The organism is Pseudomonas sp. LBUM1678 (assembly GCF_059695575.1).
The window spans coordinates 3,643,815-3,665,556 of sequence record NZ_CP166775.1; the positions used below are offsets into that span (position 1 = coordinate 3,643,815).

Consider the following 21,742-nt stretch of genomic DNA (forward strand, 5'->3'; position numbering starts at 1 on the left):
CTGGAATACCGGAAAACGTCCCGGATACAAAAGTCGGCTGGCCCTGCGTCAGCCATTGCTGGTAAAAAACCGGTCTACCCGTCGGAGAATTATTCAAATGAGCCAATGGCCAGACACCCGCATTCTTGACCTGCTTGGCATTGAACTGCCGATCATCCAGGCCCCCATGGCCGGAGCAACCGGTTCGGCCATGGTCATCGCGGCGAGTAACGCCGGCGGCCTGGGCTCGATGCCTGCGGCAATGCTGAGCATCGAACAGCTGCGCGAAGAGCTGACGACCATCCGTCAACACAGCCAGCGCCCGTTCAACATCAACTATTTTTGCCATCAGACGCCAGCCGCCGATGAGCAACGCGCTCGGGACTGGAAGAATTTGCTGGAACCTTATTACCGGGAACTGGGCGTCGATTTTGATGCACCCACGCCGGTATCCAATCGCGCCCCTTTCGATAACGCCGCCTGCGAAGTGCTCGAAGAATTTCGCCCCGAAGTCGTGAGCTTTCACTTCGGCCTGCCGGAAAAATCGCTGCTGGATCGAGTAAAAGCCACGGGGGCGAAAATTCTCTCTTCGGCGACTACGGTCGAAGAAGCCATCTGGCTGGAACAACAGGGCTGCGACGCGATCATCGCCATGGGCTACGAGGCGGGCGGACATCGCGGGATGTTTCTCAGCGATGACTTGAGCAGCCAGGTGGGCACATTCGCCCTCGTGCCTCAGATCGTCGATGCGGTAAAAGTGCCGGTAATTGCAGCGGGCGGGATCAGCGATGCCCGGGGCGTTGCGGCGGCGTTTCTGTTGGGCGCTTCTGCGGTGCAGGTGGGGACGGCTTATCTGTTCACGCCGGAAGCCAAGGTCAGCGCGTCTCACCACAAAGCGTTGCGCACAGCCAAGGAAAGCGAAACCGCGGTGACCAACCTTTTCACCGGCCGCCCGGCACGGGGGATTCTCAATCGGGTGATGCGCGAACTCGGGCCCATGAGCGATAAAGCACCAGCCTTCCCTTTGGCCGGTGGTGCGTTGATGCCGTTGCGCGCCAAGGGTGAAGCGGATTTCAGCAACCTCTGGGCCGGGCAGGCGTTCACGTTGGGCGTTGAAATGACCACGGCGGAGCTGACCCGGCGTTTGGCGGAGGAAGGCCTGGCCAAGTTGCTTCATCGGTAACGCATGTTGTTGTAGCAGCTGCCGAGTAACACGAGGCTGCGTTCGGCTGCGCAGCAGTCGTCAAACCAGCCACCGCGGTCATTCAGGTTAACCGTGGCGCCTGGATTTACGACTGCTTCGCAGCCGAACGCAGCCTCGTGTTACTCGGCAGCTGCTACAGGTCATGCGCGACTTCAGCGTCCAACAATTCCGTTTTCAGGCATTTCGCTATATATTTCGCTATATAGCGTTACACCTCGCTGCATTTGCCTATAACGGAGCCGTTTCATGTCCATTCGTGACTCACGTTTTGCCCCCATCTGCCTCGCAAGCCTGCTCGCTGTATTCGCTTTCGGGTCCGCTCAGGCGGACGAAGTCCAGGTGGCCGTCGCGGCCAACTTCACCGCGCCGCTCCAGGCCATCGCTGCAGATTTCGAGAAAGACACCGGGCATAAACTGATCACCTCCTTTGGTGCGACCGGCCAGTTTTACACCCAGATCAAGAATGGTGCGCCGTTCGAAGTGTTCCTCTCGGCGGACGACACCACCCCGCAAAAACTCGAAGCCGAAGGCGATACCGTCAAGGGTTCGCGCTTCACTTACGCCATCGGCACGCTGGCGCTGTGGTCAGCCAAAGAGGGTTACGTTGATGCCAAGGGCGATGTGCTGAAAAACAACGATTACAAGCATCTCTCCATTGCCAACCCGAAGGCGGCGCCTTATGGCCTGGCCGCCACTCAAGTGCTGGCCAAGCAGGGACTGACCGACAAGGTCAAAGACAAGGTTGTTGAGGGCCAGAACATCACCCAGGCCTATCAGTTCGTTTCCACCGGCAACGCCGAACTCGGCTTCGTGGCCTTGTCGCAGATCTACAAAGACGGCAAAGTCACCGGCGGTTCGGCCTGGATCGTTCCGGCCGACATGCACGACCCGATCAAACAAGATGCGGTGATCCTCAACAAGGGCAAGGACAACCCGGCTGCCAAGGCATTGGTTGACTACCTCAAGGGACCAAAAGCCGCCGCTATCATCAAATCCTACGGTTACCAACTCTAAATGACGCTGACGAGTGCCGACTTTTCCGCCATCTGGCTGACCCTGAAACTGGCGTCCCTGACGACGGTTATCCTGTTGATCATCGGCACTCCGATTGCGTTATGGCTGTCGCGCACCCAATCCTGGTGGCGCGGCCCGGTCGGGGCCATCGTCGCCCTGCCCCTGGTCCTGCCACCCACGGTGATCGGCTTTTATTTGTTGTTGGCCCTTGGCCCTCACGGCTTTGTCGGCCAATTCACCCAGTCACTGGGGCTCGGCACCCTGACTTTCAGTTTTGCAGGCCTTGTGATCGGTTCGGTGCTGTATTCGATGCCCTTTGTGGTCCAGCCGCTGCAAAACGCTTTTTCCGCCATTGGCACTCGCCCGCTGGAGGTGGCCGCCACCTTGCGCGCCAATCCTTGGGACACCTTCTTCAGCGTGATCCTGCCGCTGGCTCGACCCGGCTTCATCACCGCGGCCATTCTCGGTTTCGCCCATACCGTCGGCGAGTTCGGCGTAGTGCTGATGATCGGCGGCAACATTCCCGACAAGACCCGCGTGGTCTCGGTGCAGATCTACGATCACGTTGAAGCCATGGAATACGCCCAGGCCCATTGGCTGGCCGGGGCAATGCTGGTGTTCTCCTTTGTCGTGTTGCTGGCGCTCTACTCCAGCCGTAAAACCAAAGCGGGCTGGAGCTGATCGATGATTCATACGCGACTGAAACTGAATTATTCGGGATTCGCCCTGGAGGTGGATCTGCAATTGCCCGGCCGTGGGGTGACGGCACTTTACGGACATTCCGGTTCAGGGAAGACCACGTGCCTGCGCTGTATCGCTGGTCTGGAACGCCCCGAACAGGGCTTTATCCAGGTCAACGATGAAGTCTGGCAGGACAGCGACAGGAAGATTTTCGTACCGCCGCATAAACGCGCGCTGGGTTACGTCTTCCAGGAAGCGAGTCTGTTTCCCCATCTGTCGGTGCTGGCCAATCTGGAATTTGGTCTCAAGCGCATTCCCAAGCAGCAACGTCGGGTCGACATGGCGCATGCCACTGAGCTGCTGGGCATCGGTCATCTGCTGGACCGCCATCCGCAGCACCTCTCCGGTGGCGAACGGCAGCGAATCGGCATCGCCCGTGCGCTGCTCACCAGCCCGAAGCTGTTGCTGATGGACGAACCGCTGGCGGCGCTGGACAGCCAGCGCAAAAACGAAATACTGCCTTACCTGCAACGCCTGCACGATGAGCTCGACATCCCGGTGCTGTACGTCAGCCACTCTCAGGATGAGGTCGCCCGACTGGCCGACCACATCGTCCTGATGAGCGACGGCAAGGCGCTGGCCAGTGGCCCCATCGGCGAAACCCTGGCGCGTCTCGACTTGCCCTTGGCGCTGGGCGACGATGCCGGCGTGGTGATTGAAGGACAGGTCAGCGCCTATGACCCCCACTACCAATTGCTGACGTTGCAACTGCCCGATACCGACCTGAGCATTCGCGTGGCGCACGCTCCGATGAGCCAAGGTCAGGCACTGCGCTGCAAGGTCCAGGCACGGGATGTCAGCCTGAGCCTGCAAGGTGTCGAGCAAAGCAGCATCCTCAATCGCTTGCCGGTGACGGTGATCAGTGAAATCGGCGCCGATAACGCCGCCCACGTGCTGATCCGCCTGAATGCCGCTGGCACGCCGTTGCTGGCACGCATCACTCGCTACTCCCGGGACCAACTGGGCGTGCACCCCGGCCAGCAACTCTGGGCGCAGATCAAAGCGGTGGCCGTCCTGGCGTAAATCGTCGGCACCACGGCGAACGGGCGCGGTCAATGGCTGTACAGGCCCCCTGACTTGATCGCCAAGGATTTTCGCCATGTCCGACACCGCGCTGCCCGATGTGCTGCCACCCGACCTGCATTATGTCGATGACACGCAGCCTGGAATCACCCGCAAACTATTGCGTGGCAAATTCTGCTACTTCGATCCGGCAGGCCAGCGCATTACCGATCCCGACGAAATAAAACGCCTCAACGCCCTTGCGGTGCCGCCGGCCTACACAAATGTGTGGATCTGCGCTGACCCACGCGGCCATTTGCAAGCCACCGGGCGTGACGCTCGCGGGCGCAAACAATACCGTTATCACGTGCGCTGGCGCGAAGTCCGCGATGCCGACAAATACTCGCGCCTGCGGGACTTTGGCCTGGCACTGCCGAAACTGCGCAAACAACTTGAAGCACTGTTGGACGCACCCGGTTTCAGCCGAGACAAAGTCATGGCCACCGTCATTACCTTGCTCGATGCGACGCTGATCCGGGTCGGCAACACTCAATATGCGCGGGAAAATCGCTCGTACGGCCTGACCACCCTGCGCAGCCGTCACGTCGAGGTCAACGGCAGTGCGATTCTGTTCCAGTTCCGCGGCAAGAGTGGTGTCGAGCACCAGATCACCGTAAAAGACCGACGCCTGGCGCGAATCATCAAGCGCTGCCTGGAGATTCCCGGGCAAAACCTCTTTCAGTACCTGGACGAAAATGGCGAGCGGCACACCGTCAGTTCCTCAGACGTGAATGCCTACCTGCAAACCCTTACCGGCGCCGACTTCACGGCCAAGGATTACCGCACCTGGGCGGGTAGTGCTCTGGCGTTGTCGGTGCTGCGCGAGTTGCAGTGGGAACCCGAGTCGGATGCGAAACGGCATGTGGTGGAGATGGTCAAGAACGTCGCCAGGCAACTCGGCAACACCCCGGCGGTGTGCCGCAAGTGCTACATCCACCCGGCGGTGCTCGAAGGCTTCATGCTCGGCGCCCTGGCCCAACTGCCCCGGCCGAGGCTGCGTAAAGGGCTCAGGGCAGAGGAAGTCGGGCTGGCCATGTATCTGGAAAAGATGATCGCGGCAACCGAATCGACGAAATGACCCGTCCGTTTTTTGCACGATCGCAAAGAACTTCTATAGTTGATGTGGACATGAACCAGCTGCGGTGACGCCATGGAAGACATTTTCGTTGTGCAACAATGCAACAAGATCATCATTCATGGCCGCCGTGCCGGAGAAGTTGGTCACTCGCCACCCGAGGCCGAAGTCTGGTATCGCATCTTCGATACCCGCACCCATGGTTTCATCGGTGACGGTTTTGATCTTGAAAAAGATGCCAAGCGTGAATGCCAGCAGCTCAATGCCAGGTCACAAGTGAAGGTCCGCCAAGGCTGAAGTCTGCGTCTATACTGAAATCAGCTGAAGGACCAGCGACCCCATCGGCAGAGAGCTCGCACCACGCGGGCTTTTTGCTGCTATTTGTCAGGTTTCTTGAACGGAGGTGTTTGCCATGTCCGAAAAAGAGTCCATCACCACCCTGCTCACCCTGCTCGACTCCCGCCAGGCTCGACTTGCCGCTGCGTGCAAGGAGATTGCCGACTGGGTAGATCATCAAGGAGGGCACCCGACAGCCCTCAGAATTCGTGACCGCCTGAACGACATCGAGAAAGACGCGCCACTGATTCGAAACACCCTGTCTTCGTTAAAACCTGTCGACCCGCCTCTTCCGCGGTTCAGATGATTCGATCTGGACGCGCGACACGAGTACAGGGCCTGATTCAGGAAGCATGAACGGCGACTCCATCGTCACCGCGCCCGTGCCTGTCTGATTATCTTGCGCTACACACACACCCGGCCTTTCGCCGGGATTTTTTTGTGGCCCTCTTTTCACGTAATGTTCACAACACACGTCCTACAGTGAACCACTCCTTTGAGAAATACCCTGGTCTGCCCGCATGCAGGCCTTTTTTTTGCCTGTCTGTCAGCCAGCGAACGTCGACGTTATCGGGGGGTCAAACGATCACACGTCGCGAAGGAGACGTCCCATGGTCACCCACTTCAAAGTCAGCGGGCATCTGGCCTGCGGTCACAAAGGCAGCAATCTCACATCAAGCAGCGAATTGACCCGCGTTAAGTGCAGAAGCTGCCGAAACACCGACGCGTTCAAGGACGCGCGCAAAGACGAACGCAACGCAGCACGCCGTGCTGCACGCAAGGCCAAAGTCACCCACACCGCCAATGACTGGCGCGCAGCCTGGGTAGAACGGCTTACCGCCATGACCGGGTTGCAAAGACTACCTCGTGGTTTTACCGGCCAGCCTTTTGTTTAAAGGCAATGAAGATTCAATGTGCGAGCGAGCCTGCTCACGATGAGGACGGTCTTTCAACATTGATGTTGACTGATACTCAGCCATCGCGAGCAGGCTCGCTCCCACAGTGAATTGCATTTGGGGCGACTTGCTCTGCTCAGCCCGATTCGGTTATGACTCCGACGCTTTCATGCACATGGGCTCCATGATCTCCGCGAGCGACATGCGCTTGAATGCTTCAAACAACCGCCGCCCCTCCTCGGGCGCACATGAAATGGCCAGCCGCATGGTCGCCTCTCCGAGCTGCCAGATCAGAAAGGCAGAATCAGCAACTCGCTGCGCATCGCTGCCTGGAAACACCCGCAGCATCGCATCGGCCAGCAACCCGCCCGCCACGCGACTCTCCTCCAGCTCCAACGCCAGCAGCTGCTTGTCCGCCTGCATACCCGACCAGATATCACGCATCGCAGGCTCGGCCTGAACGATCTCGTAGTACTGATCCAGCAGGTCCGAATAGGCATCCGCCAACCCTTGCGCATCCTGCACCGCGACCAGCGCCTCTTCGATACAGCGACGGCTTGCGGCGTTGTAGCGCTCGGCCAGCGTGCGAATGACCGAACTCTTGTCGGGAAAGTACTGATAAAGCGATCCGATCGAGATCTCAGAGCGTTCGGCAATTTCGCTCATCTTGACTTGATCGCTGCCCTTGGTCGCGATCAGTTGAGTCGCCACGGCAAGAATTCGCTCCTGGCGCTCGCGACTGCGTTGTTGCGTGGGATTGCGTCGGCTCGGCTCTGAAACAGGTTGCTCAAGCCCTGCGGCGGCTTTCTTTCGCACTGGCGTGGTTCCCGATTAATAACATGACAAGCACTCACCTTAGCACCCGCCACGGATGCCCCCAAGAGGTTGCGTCCGCACGTCGGTTTTCTCTCCCACGTTGGTTGACGGCAGAACATGAGCGTTTATCATCTTCTAAACGTGAGCATCACTCACATAACCCGATGGAGATGAACGCGATGAAAAACAAACAAGACGCCATCCTCGTTCTCGGTGCGACCGGTAAAACAGGGCGCAGAATCACTCAACATCTCAACGCCGCGGGATTGACTGTGCGCCTGGGATCGCGCGAGGCGAATCCACCCTTTGACTGGGAAGACCGGACGACCTGGGATGCAGCGCTTGATGGTGTTCACGCGGTTTATATTACCTATCAGCCGGACCTCGCCGTACCAGGCGCCCTTGAGACAGTTCAGGCGTTTACCGACCTGGCCGTCAAAAGTGGCGTCGGCAAACTGGTGTTGCTGTCCGGGCGCGGCGAGATCGAAGCGGAACAAGCCGAGCGCGTGATACAGGACAGCGGTGTCGACTGGACGATCCTGCGGGCAAGCTGGTTCTTCCAGAACTTCAGTGAGGCGCATTTTCTGGAGCCCATTCTTGAAGGAGAACTGGCGCTGCCCGTCGGCAACATCGCGGAACCCTTCGTCGATGTGGAGGACATCGCCGAAATCGCCGTCCAGGCGCTGACCCAACCCGGGCACTCGCGCCAACTCTATGAATTGACCGGGCCACGGGCGCTGACGTTTGCCGAGGCGGTCGATGAGATCGCTCAGGGAACCGGGCGCGATATCCGTTTCGCCGCTGTGCCGTCGGAAGATTATCGTCAGGCGTTAGAACAGGCACAGCTTCCAACCCAGTTAATCAACCTGGTGTTGTACCTCTTCACAACGGTGCTCGATGGTCGCAACACGCCACTGACTGATGGGGTTCAGCGTGCACTAGGCCGGCCTGCACGAGACTTCAGCGATTACGTTCGGCGCACTGCCGCTTCCGGAGCATGGCGGCACCAGAGTTGAGGTCGACGAGGATTGCCTGTCAAAAATTGCGGAGCAGAAACGACAAAGGCCTGCATGAGTTTCCTCATGCAGGCCTTTGATATGTATGGTCGAAGCCGGAATCGAACCCTCCTCTTCGTCGCTGAAAATAGAGGAAAATTTTAAGTTCGAAAATTTCTGTACCTCTATGTGTACCTTCATTGGGCTTTTCCAATGGTACGACTGGAACGCAGTGGGGCACCGCGTAGACGAAAATATCCCGGGTGTTTTTGCGTTCCTCGTCAAACCGCCGTGAAAACGTGCCGGTTCACGCCCCCTTCTACCTTCACTGGTTTAATCACATATGAAGGCCCCTCCAAATCTCAACTTTTTACGATTCGGTAGCTGAGCCATAACTGCACTTGTCTTCGGATTCGAACGTCACCTAACTCATCGAGCATCGAATTCGATAGAAGCCGCAGTCCAGAATCCTACGTGCAGGTTGACCGATGTCCAGATCAAGGACGTCAACAGCAGCAGCGCGATAACAGCCTCCCCAAGGCGTGATTCCGAACAGCAACAAATCCCGGTGCAATGAACATCCTGGTTTTCGACCCAACAGGTACCGTAGTCGTACGCCTCACCGTCTATCAACCATCGACCGCTACACGATCGATAGAACCAGCCTTGATGCAGCGATGTACTCCGGGCAACGGCTCAATACCTGCCCTCCTTTTATCGCCTGCCGACCAGAAACTCATTTCAGGGACTTGCGCTGCCGGTATTATGGTATACCATCATACGCACAGACACTCTCACCCTACACGGAGCAGCTCATGAGTTTCGAAATCCGCAAGATCGTCAGCTATGTCGAAGAAACCTTTATCGAAGGCGGCAAGGCCACTGATAAGCCAGTGACCATGGTCGGTTTGGCAGTGGTGATGAAAAACCCTTGGCTGGGTCGCGGCTTTGTCGAAGACCTGAAACCGGAAATTCGTGCCAACTGCTCCGACCTCGGTGCGCTGATGGTCGAGCGCCTGGTGGGCATCATTGGCGGCGCCGAGAAGATCGAGGCTTATGGCAAGGCCGCTGTCGTGGGCGCCGACGGTGAAATTGAACACGCCTCCGCTGTCATCCACACCCTGCGCTTTGGCAACCATTACCGTGAAGCGGTGAAAGCCAAGAGCTACCTGAGCTTCACTAACAAGCGCGGCGGCCCGGGCACCTCGATCCAGATCCCGATGATGCACAAGGACGACGAAGGCCTGCGTTCGCACTACATCACCCTGGAAATGCAAATCGAAGATGCACCGCGCGCCGACGAAATCGTGGTGGTGCTGGGTTGCGCCGATGGCGGCCGCCTGCACCCACGCATCGGCAACCGTTACATCGACCTGGAAGAGCTGGCCGCTGAAAACGCCCAGTAATCAAGGTCGGTAAGAACAACAAAAAGGCATGCAGGAGCGCTCCATGATTCGGCTCACCGCTGAACTCACCCCGGCTGGCACCAGTTACCTGGCGACCGGCCAAGGCCAGCCCGTGGTCTTGATCCACGGCGTGGGCCTGAACAAAGAAATGTGGGGCGGCCAGGTCGTTGGCCTGGCCACGAAGTACCGCGTGATTGCCTATGACATGCTGGGCCATGGCGCCAGCCCGCGCCCGGAAAGCGGCACTCCGCTGCTCGGCTATGCCGACCAGTTGCTGGAGCTGCTCGATCACCTGCAATTGCCCCAGGCGACGGTGATCGGTTTTTCAATGGGTGGATTGGTAGCGCGGGCATTTGCCTTGCATTACCCGCAACGCCTGCAAGGTCTGGTGGTGCTCAACAGCGTGTTCAATCGCAGCCCCGAACAGCGTGCCGGCGTCATCGCCCGCACTGCTCAAGCGGCCGAGCACGGACCGGATGCCAACGCCGAAGCCGCCCTGTCGCGCTGGTTCAGCCGCGAATATCAGGCGGCTAACCCGGCGCAGATCGCGGCCTTGCGCCAAACCCTGGCAGACAATGACCCGCAGGGTTACCTGACCACCTATGAGCTGTTCGCGACCCAGGACATGTACCGCGCTGATGATCTGGCCAGCATTCAGGTGCCGACCCTGATCGCCACCGGTGAACTGGACCCGGGTTCGACACCGGAAATGGCCGAGCAATTGGCCGCCCGCATTCCCGGCGCGACAGTTGCCGTGCTCGCCGAGCAGCGGCATATGATGCCCGTAGAATCACCGCGCCTGGTCAACCAGCTGCTGCTGGGGTTTCTCGACACCGCGCACTCCCGACAAAACCAAATAAAGGGGATCGTTGCATGACACTCGCACGCTTCCAGATGTGCATCGGCGGTGAATGGGTCGATGCCCTGTCCGGCAAGACCTTTGAAAGCCTGAACCCGGCGCTGGCCGAAGCCTGGGCTGAATTGCCTGATGCCGACGAAGCCGACGTCGAGCGCGCCGTACAAGCGGCGCAGAGCGCCTTCGACAGCCCGGCCTGGCGCAGTCTGACCGCCACCGCCCGCGGCAAACTGCTGCGACGCCTGGGCGATCTGATCGCGGAAAACAAGGAACATCTGGCGCAGCTGGAAAGCCGTGACAACGGCAAGCTGATCCGCGAAACCCGTGGCCAGGTCAGCTATCTGCCAGAGTTCTTCCACTACACCGCAGGCCTGGCGGACAAACTCGAAGGCGGCACCCTGCCCCTCGACAAGCCGGACCTGTTTGCCTACACCGTGCACGAAGCCATGGGCGTGGTCGCCGCGATCATTCCCTGGAACAGTCCGCTGTACCTGACCGCGATCAAACTCGCCCCGGCCCTGGCCGCGGGCAACACTATCGTGATCAAACCGTCGGAGCACGCCTCGGCGACCATTCTCGAGCTGGCCCGTCTGGCGCTGGAAGCCGGCATCCCGCCGGGCGTGGTCAACGTCGTTACCGGCTATGGCCCAAGCACCGGCGCGGCCCTCACCCGTCATCCGCTGATCCGCAAAATCGCCTTCACCGGTGGCGCCGCGACGGCACGGCATGTGGTGCGCAGCAGCGCCGAGAACTTCGCCAAGTTGTCGCTGGAACTGGGCGGCAAATCGCCCAACATCATTTTTGCCGACGCCGACCTCGACAGCGCGATCAACGGCGCGATTGCCGGGATCTACGCGGCCTCCGGTCAGAGTTGCGTCTCCGGCTCGCGATTGTTGGTGCAGGACGAAATCTACGATGAGTTCGTCGATCGTTTGGTCGAACGCGCCAAACGCATCCGCATCGGTAACCCGCAGGAAGACAGCAGCGAAATGGGCCCTATGGCCACCGCGCAACAACTGGCCGTCGTCGAAGGCCTGGTGGCCGATGCCATCGCCGAAGGTGCGCGCCTGCGTCTGGGCGGTAAGCGTGCGCAGAATCTGGGCGATGGCTGGTTCTACGAGCCGACCTTGTTCGAATGCGACCGCAACTCGATGAAGATCATGCAGGAAGAAGTCTTTGGTCCGGTGGCCTCGGTCATTCGATTCAAGGACGAAGCCGAGGCGCTGGCGATTGCCAACGACTCGCAGTTCGGCCTCGCTGCCGGCATCTGGACTCGCGATCTGGGCAGGGCTCATCGCCTCGCCCGGGACGTGCGCTCCGGGATCATCTGGGTCAACACCTATCGCGCCGTGTCGGCCATGGCGCCGATCGGCGGCTTCAAGAACAGCGGCTATGGACGCGAGAGCGGCATCGATTCGGTGCTGGCCTACACCGAGCTTAAAACGGTGTGGATCAACCTTTCCCAGGCGCCAATGCCTGATCCGTTTGTGATGCGCTAGGAGATTGACGAAATGATCGAACCCGGCATCTACAAAGACGTCATGAGCTCGTTCCCGTCCGGAGTCACGGTGGTCACCACCCTGGACCCGGATGGCGGCATCGTCGGCATTACCGCCAGTGCGTTCAGTGCGCTGTCGATTGATCCGGCACTGGTGCTGTTCTGCCCCAACTATGCCTCTGACACGTACCCGATCCTGCGCGACAGCAAGCAGTTTGCGATTCACTTGTTGTCTGCCGATCAGACCGCCGAAGCCTATGCCTTTGCCAGTAAAGGCAAGGACAAGGCCAAGGATATCGAATGGCACCTCAGCGCACTGGGCAACCCGCTGCTGGGCAAAGCCACGGCGATCATCGAGTGCGAACTGTGGCGCGAATACGACGGCGGTGACCACGCGATTATCGTCGGTGCGGTGAAGAATCTGATTCTGCCCGACCAGCCGGTAACGCCGATGATCTATCACAAAGGCAAGCTGGGTCCCCTGCCCGCCCTGGCCTGACGTCTGTTTTTGGGCTGCATCTAACTACCCCCCGGTGTGGCCCTTTTTTTATTACTACTACGGGAGCCGGTATGAGCCCAGCAGCCTCGCAACTTTTCCGTCAGCAGGCCTACATCGACGGCCAATGGCTAGATGCCCCGGACGGCGCCTGTCAGGACATCTTTAACCCGGCCACCGGCGAGCTGATCGGCCGGGTGCCGAACCTTGGTGCCTTGCACGCCCGTCAGGCTATCGCCGCCGCCAATAAAGCATGGCCGGCCTGGCGTGCGCTGACCGCTAAAGAACGCAGCCAGACGCTGAAACGCTGGCACGCGCTGATGATTGAAAATGCCGATGCGCTGGCAGAAATCCTCACCCTCGAACAAGGCAAGCCACTGGCCGAAGCCAAGGGTGAAATCCTCTACGCCGCGAGCTTTATCGAGTGGTTTGCCGAAGAAGCCAAGCGCATCTACGGCGACACCATTCCCAGCCATAAAGGCGATGCGCGCATCGTGGTCAGCAAAGAGCCGATCGGCGTCGTTGCTGCCATCACACCGTGGAATTTCCCGGCGGCGATGATCACCCGCAAGGCCGGCCCGGCGCTCGCTGCCGGTTGTCCGTGCATCGTCAAACCGGCACCGGAAACACCGTTCTCGGCATTGGCGATGGCCGCGCTGGCGGAACAGGCCGGCATTCCGCCAGGTATTTTCAACGTGATCACCGGCGATGCGGTGGCCATCGGTGGCGAGCTGACTGCCAGTCCGCTGGTGCGCAAACTGTCGTTCACCGGCTCCACCGCCATTGGCAAATTGCTGATGGCCCAGTGCGCGCCTACGCTGAAGAAAGTCTCGTTGGAACTGGGGGGCAATGCGCCCTTCATCGTCTTCGACGACGCCAACCTGGAGCGTGCCGTTGAGGGTGCGCTGATTGCCAAATTCCGCAACGCCGGGCAGACCTGCGTATGCGTCAATCGCTTCCTGGTGCAGGACGGCATTCACGACGCCTTCGTCGCTCGCCTCGCTGAGCGGGTCAAGCAACTGCACGTCGGCAGCGGTTTTGACACCGGCGTGAATCAAGGTCCGCTGATCAACGAACGCGCCGTGGCCAAAGTCGAAGACCACGTTCAGGACGCGCTCGCTCAGGGGGCTCAACTTCTCTGCGGCGGTGAGCGTCATGCCCTCGGACACGGCTTCTTCCAGCCGACGGTGCTGGCCTGCGTGACCTCCTCAATGAAAGTCGCCCAAGAGGAAACCTTTGGCCCTCTGGCGGCAGTGTTCCGCTTCGAGACTGAAGCCGAGGCGATCCACATGGCCAACGACACCGAATTCGGCCTCGCCGCCTATTGCTACACCCGCGATCTGGGTCGCGCCTGGCGCATGAGCGAAGCGTTGGAGTACGGCATGGTCGGGATAAACGAAGGGCTGATTTCCACCGAAGTCGCGCCTTTTGGCGGCATCAAATCCTCGGGCCTGGGCCGTGAAGGTTCCAAGTACGGCATCGAGGATTATCTGGAACTCAAATACACCCTGATGGGCGGTTTGGAAGACTTCGGGAGTACACAGCGATGAGCAACGAGAAATATAAACAGGGGCTGAAAATCCGCACCCAGGTGCTGGGTGAAGCCTACGTGAAACGCTCCATCGAGAACGCCGACGACTTCACCCGGCCGATGCAGGAAATGGTCACCGAGTACTGCTGGGGCCATGTCTGGGGCCGTGAGGGTTTGTCGCTTAAAGAGCGCAGCATGATAAACTTGGCCATGATTTCGGCCCTCAATCGGCCTCACGAACTCAAGCTGCATGTGCGTGGCGCCTTGCGTAACGGACTGACTCGTGAACAAATACGCGAAATTCTGCTTCAGGTCGGTATTTATTGCGGTGTCCCCGCTGCCGTAGACAGTTTCCGGCTCGCCCGTGAAGCGTTCGCCGAAGCCGATGCCGAGGCCTCCAGTTAACCCTTGGCTGTTTGATCGGACCGAGCACGGAGATTCTTGCAATCAAAGTGCTCTTTTTGCATGGACAGCCACATTCAGAGCGGACCCCATGAAACGCCTGCCACTCGACGACAGCTTCAAGGTCAATCGCAACCCCGTTACCCTGCGCGAAATCGTGCTGGATAAACTGCGAAGCGCCATCATGAACTTCCAGCTCATGCCGGGAGACCGTCTGGTCGAACGCGATCTGTGCGATCGCCTGGGGGTCAGTCGCACTTCCGTTCGCGAGGCCTTGCGTCACCTGGAATCCGAAGGTCTGGTGGAGTTCGCGGACGCCAAAGGACCCAGGGTCGCCATCATTACGCTGGCCGATGCGGTCGATATCTATGAACTGCGTTGCGTGCTTGAAGGCTTGATCGTCCAGTTGTTTACCCTGCGCGCCAAGGCAAAGGACATCAAGGCCCTGGAAAAAGCCCTTGAGGAAAACCGCAAGGCCCTGAAAGAAGGCGAACTGCAGCAGGTCATCGACTCGGTCCAGGGTTTCTACGACGTCTTGCTCGAAGGCTCCGGCAACCACGTGGCGGCCACTCAACTGCGTCAGTTGCAGGCACGGATCAGCTACCTTCGGGCTACCTCGGTGTCCCAGGAAAATCGTCGTGGCGCCAGTAATCAGGAAATGGAACGCATGGTCGAGGCAATCAAGGGCGGTGATCCACTGGTCGCCCACCAAGCATGCGTCGATCACGTGCGCGCCGCCGCTGCGGTCGCTCTGGACTACCTCAAGCGCAAACAGGAAGAGACCGGGAAGATCCCCGAAATCACCCTGCCCATCGCGCTTAAAGAACCTCGCATAGGTCGCTAACCATGTTCAGCCCGAGCTTTTGTCCAAAGTGCGGCGGCAATGACCTCAGGTCTCAGCTGCCGCCGGGCGATACGCACGAGCGCCTGATGTGCCGCGGTTGCGGCTACATCCACTACGTCAATCCGAAAATCATTGCCGGCTGCATCATCGAGCAGGACGGCAAGTATTTGCTGTGTCAGCGCGCCATCCCGCCGCGCCCTGGTACCTGGACGCTGCCGGCAGGCTTCATGGAAGGCGGGGAGACCACCGAACAGGCAGCGTTGCGGGAAGTCTGGGAAGAGAGCGGCGTGCGCGCGGAAATTCTCTCGCCCTACTCGATCTTCAGCGTGCCGAAGATCAGCGAGGTGTACATCATCTTCCGCGCCATTGCGTTGGAGATCACCGGCCAGTACGGGCCGGAAACCCTCGACTACAAATTCTTCGCGCCCGAGGACATCCCTTGGGACAGCATCTACTACCCGGCGATCCGGCAGATCCTCGAACGCTATATCGAGGAACGCCAGGCCGGGGTGTATGGCATCTACATTGGTAACGACGATACCGGCAAGATCCACTTCATCCGCTGACAGCCCTTAGGGCGCCACGCCCTCGACAATGATGATCTCGGCCCGGGCCACGCCCTCGCGGTGCCGTTTCGCTTCCTGATATTCCTCCGACTGATAGCAGGCCAGCGCCTGTTCGTACGAGTCGAATTCAATCACCACGTTGCGCTGCGGTGTGGGCCCGCCTTCCAGTGCTTCGCTGCGCCCGCCCCGGGCCAACAACCGCCCGCCATACAACGCGAAGGCCGCCGGCGCCCGCTGGGTGTATTGGCTGTATTGATCGGGGTCGGTGACATCTACATGAGCAATCCAGTACGCCTTCATAGTGACCTCTCGGTTTATTTTGTATTATGGTATACCACAATATATTTCCATCAAACACTGAGAATCCTGACATGGCCTTCAACAGCATCGAAGAAATTATCGAAGACTATCGGCAAGGCAAGATGGTGCTCCTGGTCGATGACGAGGACCGTGAAAACGAAGGTGACCTGCTGCTGGCCGCCGATTGCTGCACGGCCGAGGCCATCAGCTTCATGGCTCGGGAAGCGCGCGGCCTGATCTGCCTGACCTTGACCGACGAGCACTGCCAACGCCTCGGGCTGGAGCAGATGGTGCCGAGCAACGGCAGCGTCTTCAGTACTGCTTTCACCGTATCCATCGAGGCCGCCGTCGGCGTGACCACCGGCATCTCCGCCGCCGACCGGGCGCGCACCGTTGCAGCCGCTGTCGCCCCCGACGCAGGGGCCACCGACCTCGTGCAACCCGGCCACATTTTTCCGTTGCGCGCCAAGGAAGGCGGCGTGCTGACTCGCGCCGGTCATACCGAGGCCGGTTGCGACCTGGCACGCTTGGCCGGCTTCACCCCGGCCTCGGTGATCGTCGAAGTGATGAACGATGACGGCACCATGGCCCGCCGCCCGGACCTTGAAGTGTTCGCGCGCAAGCATGGGATCAAGATCGGCACCATCGCCGACCTGATTCACTATCGCCTCAGCACCGAACACACCGTGGTGCGTATCGGTGAACGTGAATTGCCCACGGTGCATGGCACCTTCCGCCTGATCACCTTTGAAGACCGCATCGAAGGCGGCGTCCACATGGCAATGGTCATGGGCAAGTTGCACCGAGACGAACCGACGCTGGTGCGCGTGCATGTGATCGACCCGCTGCGTGATCTGGTGGGCGCCGAATACAGCGGGCCGTCCAACTGGACGTTGTGGGCAGCGCTGCAACGAGTAGCCGAGGAAGGTCGTGGCGTGGTGGTGGTGCTGGCCAATCATGAGTCATCGCAAGCGCTCCTCGAACGCGTCCCCCAACTCACCCAGCCGCCAAAACAATTCAGCCGCTCCCAATCGCGCATCTATTCTGAAGTCGGTACCGGCGCGCAGATTCTGCAGGATCTTGGCGTGGGTAAGCTGCGTCATCTTGGTCCTCCGCTGAAATACGCGGGATTGACCGGTTACAACCTGGAAGTGGTGGAGAGCATTCTTTTCACCGAATGATTCCTGGCTTCTCTCTATAAACGTGCAGGCCGCTGCCCTGTGGCCTGACGGTAAAAAAAAACACTTTTGGCTGATAGCCGGTAAGGCAAAGTGCTTGCACAAAGTTTGGAATACCATAATATGATATTCCATAGACCGGACGCTTCAGCCAAGTGCCCCCGACAGGGAAAGCACCAATAACAGCCCTTGGCACGGTCGCCTTTAGAGGCCAGATGGACCTACTGCTCCCGATAGGCGGGCACTACAAAGCCCGCTCAAAACACAACAAATGAGGGCGTGAAAATGGTGTTGAACAAACGTGCAACCGCAGTACTGTTCGCGGGTTTACTGGCCACGGCCAGTCACGTGGCAATGGCGGCCGAAAGCGTCAACTTCGTCAGCTGGGGCGGTAGCACCCAGGATGCGCAAAAGCAGGCCTGGGCCGATCCGTTCAGCAAAGCCAGCGGCATCACCGTGGTCCAGGATGGTCCGACCGACTACGGCAAACTCAAAGCCATGGTCGAAAGCGGCAATGTGCAGTGGGACGTGGTCGACGTCGAAGCCGACTTCGCCCTGCGCGCCGCCGCCGAAGGCTTGCTCGAACCCCTCGATTTCTCAGTCATCCAGCGCGACAAGATCGACCCGCGGTTTGTCTCCGATCATGGCGTCGGCTCGTTCTTCTTCTCCTTCGTCCTCGGCTACAACGAAGGCAAGCTCGGCGCCAGCAAACCTCAGGACTGGTCCGCGCTGTTCGACACCAAGACCTATCCCGGTAAACGCGCCCTCTACAAATGGCCAAGCCCTGGCGTGCTGGAACTGGCCCTGCTGGCCGATGGTGTAGCCGCCGACAAGCTCTACCCGCTGGACCTGGATCGCGCCTTCAAGAAACTCGACACCATCAAGAAAGACATCGTCTGGTGGGGCGGCGGTGCCCAGTCGCAACAGTTGCTGGCCTCAGGCGAAGTCAGCATGGGGCAATTCTGGAATGGCCGGATCCACGCCCTGCAAGAAGACGGCGCACCGGTAGGCGTGAGCTGGAAACAGAACCTGGTCATGGCCGACATTCTGGTCGTGCCCAAAGGTACGAAAAACAAGGCCGCAGCCATGAAGTTCCTGGCCAACGCCAGCAGCGCCAAAGGACAAGCTGACTTCTCCAACCTGACCGCCTATGCGCCGGTCAACGTCGACAGCGTGGCACGCCTGGATTCGGTGCTGGCCCCTAACCTGCCGACTGCCTACGCTAAGGATCAAATCACTCTTGATTTCGCGTACTGGGCCAAAAACGGTCCGGCCATCGCGACACGGTGGAACGAATGGCTGGTCAAATGAAAATGACGGCAACCGCGTCCCGCCACCCCCCGCAGACCGGGAGCGCCACTGGCGCTGCCGGCTCGGCACTCGGCAAGGCGGCTGCGATGAACCAATCCCCTTCACGGGCACAGCGCTGGCGTGGCGCAAGTAACCTGATCCCCGCCCTGCTGTTCCTCGGTTTGTTTTTTCTGGCGCCGTTGATTGGGCTGCTACTGCGCGGCGTGCTGGAACCGGTGCCGGGTCTGGGCAACTACGAGCAGCTGTTCGCCAACTCGGCGTATGCGCGGGTCTTACTCAACACCTTCTCAGTGGCCGGACTGGTGACATTGTTCAGCCTGCTGCTGGGCTTTCCACTCGCGTGGGCCATTACCCTGGTGCCCCGTGGCTGGGGTCGCTGGATCCTCAACATCGTGCTGTTGTCGATGTGGACCAGCCTCCTCGCCCGGACCTATTCCTGGCTGGTGCTGTTGCAAGCCTCCGGGGTGATCAACAAGGCATTGATGGCGATGGGCATCATCGATCAGCCGCTGGAGATGGTGCACAACCTCACTGGCGTGGTGATCGGCATGAGCTACATCATGATCCCGTTCGTCGTGCTGCCGCTGCAAGCGACCATGCAGGCCATCGACCCGATGATCCTGCAAGCCGGCTCGATCTGCGGCGCGAGCCCCTGGACCAACTTCTTCCGGGTATTCCTGCCGCTGTGCCGGCCGGGGCTGTTCTCAGGTGGCCTGATGGTGTTCGTGATGTCGCTCGGTTACTACGTCACCCCGGCGTTGCTGGGCGGTGCGCAGAACATGATGCTGCCCGAGTTCATCATTCAGCAGGTGCAGTCATTCCTCAACTGGGGCCTGGCCAGCGCCGGCGCCGCGTTGCTGATCGTCATTACGCTGGTGTTGTTCTACTTCTACCTGAAGCTCCAGCCGGAATCCCCGGTTGGCGCCAGCAACGCGAGGTAAGCCGTCATGCTCCTGACCCCCAATGCCATGAGCCGGCGCATGCGCTTCGGCCTGTACTTCACGACGGGATTGATCGCGCTGTTCCTGTTGCTGCCGATCGTGTTCATCGTGCTGTTGTCCTTCGGTTCCTCCCAGTGGCTGGTGTTCCCGCCGCCGGGCTGGACACTGAAATGGTACGGCCAGTTCTTCTCCAACCCCGACTGGATGAACGCGGCCTTGGCCAGCCTCAAGGTCGCGGTACTGACCACATTTTTTGCTGTGGCGTTGGGCCTGCCGACCGCTTTTGCGCTGGTACGTGGACGCTTCCCGGGACGGGAAATGCTCTACGGCCTGTTCACCCTGCCGATGATCGTGCCGCTGGTGATCATCGCGGTGGCGGTATACGCGCTGTTCCTGAAACTGGGCTACACCGGGACGATGTTCGCTTTCGTAGTCAGCCACGTCATTGTTGCGTTGCCGTTCACCATCATTTCGATCATCAACTCGCTGAAGCTGTTCGATCAGTCGATCGAGGATGCCGCGGTGATCTGTGGCGCCTCGCGCCTGCAAGCGGTGTTCAAGGTGACCTTTCCGGCGATTCGTCCGGGCATGGTGGCCGGCGCCCTGTTCGCGTTCCTGGTGTCCTGGGATGAAGTGGTGCTGAGCGTGATGATGGCCAGCCCGACCCTGCAAACCCTTCCCGTGAAAATGTGGACCACCCTGCGCCAGGACCTGACGCCCGTGATCGCCGTCGCCTCGACGCTGCTGATCGGCCTCTCGGTACTGGTCATGGTCATCGCCGCCGCCCTTCGCCGGCGCAACCCAATCAGCGCCTGAGCGCCCAGGAGTACGACATGAGTGCAGTGATCAAAGATTCCGCGCATCAGAACGACCAACCATTGGTTAGCCTGCGCAACCTGAATAAGTACTACGGCGATTTTGCCGCCGTGGACAACATCTCGCTGGACATCAAGGACGGTGAATTCCTCACGTTCCTCGGCTCCAGCGGCTCTGGTAAAAGCACAACGCTGTCGATGCTCGCCGGCTTCGAAACCCCGAGCAGCGGCGAGATCCTGGTCAATGGCCGATCGCTGGTCAACGTGCCGCCGCACAAACGCGACATCGGCATGGTGTTCCAGCGCTACTCGCTGTTCCCGCACCTATCAGTACGCGACAACATCGCGTTCCCGCTGGCCATTCGCAAACTGGCCAGCGCCGAACGCGAGCGCCGGGTCGATGCCATGCTCAAACTGGTGCAGCTTGAGCAATTTGCGCATCGCCGCCCTTCGCAATTGTCCGGCGGCCAGCAGCAACGTGTGGCGATTGCTCGGGCGCTGGTTTATGAGCCGCGCATTCTGCTGATGGATGAACCGCTCGGTGCGCTTGACAAGAAACTGCGTGAAGACTTGCAGGATGAACTGCGCCAGCTGCATCGGCGCTTGGGCATCACCATTGTCTACGTGACCCACGACCAGGAAGAAGCCATGCGCTTGTCGCAGCGCATCGCGATTTTCAGTCACGGCAAGATCGTCGGTTTGGGCAGCGGTTTCGACCTGTACCAGAACCCGCCGAATGCGTTTGTCGCTTCGTTTCTCGGCAACTCAAACTTCCTCAAACTCAAGGCTCAGGGCAACGCGGTGGCTTCGTTTGAAGGGCAATCGTTGTCGATTCGACTGACCGCAGGATTGCAAACCGATCAGGATGTGCTGCTGATGGTGCGTCCGGAGAAAGCGTTGGCGTTGAGCGTTGAGCAAGCGGCTCAGGAACCGCTGGCGGCAGGCTGGAATGAAGTGTCGGCGATTGTAGGTGAGGTGCTGTTCCTGGGTGAAAGCCAGACCTGCACGGTGATGACTTCGGGCGGCACCTCGATGACCGTCAAGGCGCTCTCCGCTGCCGGCATGCCGCTTAAGACTGGCGACCCGGTGCGCGTGCGATGGGCCACTGCGGATGCTTGCGTTTATACCGAATGGGCTGAGAGTGATCTGAACAAGGCTGCTGGGGCTCATTGATTTGGCGCCGGTCCATGCCAGTGGGCCGTGATTCATCTGTCACCCTCGGGTCGCTGCAACGTCGGGTTGCGGCGACCTTTTTTTTGCTTTTTGGGTGGGGGGCATATCCATTGTTTTGGTAACGGCGGCTTATGGTTTCGCTTTTACAGCGAGTCACTTGGAAAAGCCCCAAGTAACCAAGGGCTCTTGCCCCGCCATTCGGTGCCTCGCCCAGGCTCGGCATGCCCTCACTCGGCATTGCTCCGGGGCCCGCCGCCATCGGCCATCCATCGCCGGGGGCAGCTACCGCGGCATCCTTGCCGCGGTA

Annotated in this window: 24 protein-coding genes; 22 read left to right on the forward strand and 2 right to left on the reverse strand. The window is 59.8% G+C overall.

The window, feature by feature from the left end:
* Positions 1-97: 97 nt before the first annotated feature.
* The 8 genes from ACA070_RS16480 to ACA070_RS16515 all read left to right on the forward strand — a co-directional run bounded on the left by ACA070_RS16480 (position 98) and on the right by ACA070_RS16515 (position 6,307).
* A complete protein-coding gene (locus tag ACA070_RS16480; protein ID WP_497447501.1) occupies positions 98-1,162 on the forward strand; it encodes an NAD(P)H-dependent flavin oxidoreductase in 1,065 nt (354 codons plus the stop codon).
* Positions 1,163-1,429: 267 nt separating this feature from the next.
* Positions 1,430-2,197: a molybdate ABC transporter substrate-binding protein gene (gene modA, locus ACA070_RS16485; RefSeq protein ID WP_497447502.1), complete on the forward strand. Its 768-nt coding sequence runs from the start codon at positions 1,430-1,432 to the stop codon at positions 2,195-2,197.
* On the forward strand, positions 2,198-2,878 hold the full coding sequence (gene modB, locus ACA070_RS16490) for a molybdate ABC transporter permease subunit (protein WP_497447503.1): 681 nt from the start codon (positions 2,198-2,200) through the stop codon (positions 2,876-2,878).
* A gap of 3 nt (positions 2,879-2,881) precedes the next feature.
* On the forward strand, positions 2,882-3,961 hold the full coding sequence (gene modC / locus ACA070_RS16495; protein WP_497447504.1) for a molybdenum ABC transporter ATP-binding protein: 1,080 nt from the start codon (positions 2,882-2,884) through the stop codon (positions 3,959-3,961).
* Positions 3,962-4,037: 76 nt separating this feature from the next.
* Positions 4,038-5,078 (forward strand): DNA topoisomerase IB, encoded by a 1,041-nt coding sequence (locus ACA070_RS16500; RefSeq protein ID WP_497447505.1) that lies wholly within the window; start codon positions 4,038-4,040, stop codon positions 5,076-5,078.
* Positions 5,079-5,150: 72 nt separating this feature from the next.
* Positions 5,151-5,372, forward strand: a complete 222-nt coding sequence (locus tag ACA070_RS16505) for a hypothetical protein (protein ID WP_497447506.1) — start codon at positions 5,151-5,153, stop codon at positions 5,370-5,372.
* A 115-nt stretch (positions 5,373-5,487) separates the two neighbouring features.
* A complete protein-coding gene (locus ACA070_RS16510; protein ID WP_010460746.1) occupies positions 5,488-5,718 on the forward strand; it encodes a hypothetical protein in 231 nt (76 codons plus the stop codon).
* 304 nt (positions 5,719-6,022) lie between these two features.
* Complete coding sequence (locus ACA070_RS16515) at positions 6,023-6,307, forward strand: hypothetical protein (RefSeq protein WP_497447507.1); 285 nt, start codon at positions 6,023-6,025, stop codon at positions 6,305-6,307.
* Positions 6,308-6,457: 150 nt separating this feature from the next.
* Here the strand turns inward: ACA070_RS16515 and ACA070_RS16520 are convergent, their stop codons facing one another.
* A complete protein-coding gene (locus ACA070_RS16520) occupies positions 6,458-7,123 on the reverse strand; it encodes a TetR/AcrR family transcriptional regulator (protein ID WP_497447508.1) in 666 nt (221 codons plus the stop codon).
* 179 nt (positions 7,124-7,302) lie between these two features.
* Between ACA070_RS16520 and ACA070_RS16525 the strand changes: the two genes are divergently transcribed.
* The 9 genes from ACA070_RS16525 to ACA070_RS16565 all read left to right on the forward strand — a co-directional run bounded on the left by ACA070_RS16525 (position 7,303) and on the right by ACA070_RS16565 (position 15,717).
* The gene (locus tag ACA070_RS16525) at positions 7,303-8,139 is read left to right on the forward strand and encodes an NAD(P)H-binding protein (protein WP_497447509.1); all 837 of its coding nucleotides are present in this window, start codon (positions 7,303-7,305) and stop codon (positions 8,137-8,139) included.
* A gap of 794 nt (positions 8,140-8,933) precedes the next feature.
* A complete protein-coding gene (locus ACA070_RS16530; RefSeq protein ID WP_003182108.1) occupies positions 8,934-9,524 on the forward strand; it encodes an amino acid synthesis family protein in 591 nt (196 codons plus the stop codon).
* A gap of 43 nt (positions 9,525-9,567) precedes the next feature.
* Positions 9,568-10,401 carry an alpha/beta fold hydrolase gene (locus tag ACA070_RS16535; protein ID WP_095152791.1) on the forward strand — a complete coding sequence of 278 codons (834 nt, stop codon included), beginning with the start codon at positions 9,568-9,570 and terminating at the stop codon, positions 10,399-10,401.
* Positions 10,398-11,879: an aldehyde dehydrogenase gene (locus ACA070_RS16540; RefSeq protein WP_497447510.1), complete on the forward strand. Its 1,482-nt coding sequence runs from the start codon at positions 10,398-10,400 to the stop codon at positions 11,877-11,879. The genes ACA070_RS16535 and ACA070_RS16540 overlap by 4 nt, the downstream gene beginning before the upstream one ends.
* A 12-nt stretch (positions 11,880-11,891) precedes the next feature.
* Positions 11,892-12,377: a flavin reductase family protein gene (locus tag ACA070_RS16545; protein ID WP_095152789.1), complete on the forward strand. Its 486-nt coding sequence runs from the start codon at positions 11,892-11,894 to the stop codon at positions 12,375-12,377.
* 71 nt (positions 12,378-12,448) lie between these two features.
* Entirely contained in the window at positions 12,449-13,924 is a 1,476-nt protein-coding gene (locus ACA070_RS16550; RefSeq protein WP_497447511.1) for an NAD-dependent succinate-semialdehyde dehydrogenase, read from the forward strand.
* Complete coding sequence (locus ACA070_RS16555; RefSeq protein ID WP_497447512.1) at positions 13,921-14,310, forward strand: carboxymuconolactone decarboxylase family protein; 390 nt, start codon at positions 13,921-13,923, stop codon at positions 14,308-14,310. The genes ACA070_RS16550 and ACA070_RS16555 overlap by 4 nt, the downstream gene beginning before the upstream one ends.
* 88 nt (positions 14,311-14,398) lie before the next feature.
* Positions 14,399-15,151, forward strand: a complete 753-nt coding sequence (locus ACA070_RS16560) for a GntR family transcriptional regulator (RefSeq protein ID WP_497447513.1) — start codon at positions 14,399-14,401, stop codon at positions 15,149-15,151.
* 2 nt (positions 15,152-15,153) lie between these two features.
* Complete coding sequence (locus tag ACA070_RS16565) at positions 15,154-15,717, forward strand: NUDIX hydrolase (protein WP_019690464.1); 564 nt, start codon at positions 15,154-15,156, stop codon at positions 15,715-15,717.
* Between the two features lie 6 nt (positions 15,718-15,723).
* On the opposite strand, the gene ACA070_RS16570 is transcribed toward ACA070_RS16565, so the two are convergent.
* On the reverse strand, positions 15,724-16,017 hold the full coding sequence (locus ACA070_RS16570) for a DUF1330 domain-containing protein (protein WP_401321708.1): 294 nt from the start codon (positions 16,015-16,017) through the stop codon (positions 15,724-15,726).
* 71 nt (positions 16,018-16,088) lie between these two features.
* Between ACA070_RS16570 and ribBA the strand changes: the two genes are divergently transcribed.
* The 5 genes from ribBA (at position 16,089) to ACA070_RS16595 (ending at position 21,435) form a co-directional block, all read left to right on the forward strand.
* A complete protein-coding gene (gene ribBA / locus ACA070_RS16575; protein ID WP_497447514.1) occupies positions 16,089-17,198 on the forward strand; it encodes a bifunctional 3,4-dihydroxy-2-butanone-4-phosphate synthase/GTP cyclohydrolase II in 1,110 nt (369 codons plus the stop codon).
* A gap of 282 nt (positions 17,199-17,480) precedes the next feature.
* Positions 17,481-18,506: an ABC transporter substrate-binding protein gene (locus ACA070_RS16580; RefSeq protein ID WP_497447515.1), complete on the forward strand. Its 1,026-nt coding sequence runs from the start codon at positions 17,481-17,483 to the stop codon at positions 18,504-18,506.
* On the forward strand, positions 18,503-19,447 hold the full coding sequence (locus ACA070_RS16585) for an ABC transporter permease (RefSeq protein WP_497447516.1): 945 nt from the start codon (positions 18,503-18,505) through the stop codon (positions 19,445-19,447). The genes ACA070_RS16580 and ACA070_RS16585 overlap by 4 nt, the downstream gene beginning before the upstream one ends.
* 6 nt (positions 19,448-19,453) lie before the next feature.
* Entirely contained in the window at positions 19,454-20,263 is an 810-nt protein-coding gene (locus ACA070_RS16590) for an ABC transporter permease (RefSeq protein WP_046049776.1), read from the forward strand.
* Between the two features lie 17 nt (positions 20,264-20,280).
* A complete protein-coding gene (locus ACA070_RS16595; protein WP_497447517.1) occupies positions 20,281-21,435 on the forward strand; it encodes an ABC transporter ATP-binding protein in 1,155 nt (384 codons plus the stop codon).
* The last annotated feature ends 307 nt before the right edge of the window (positions 21,436-21,742 follow it).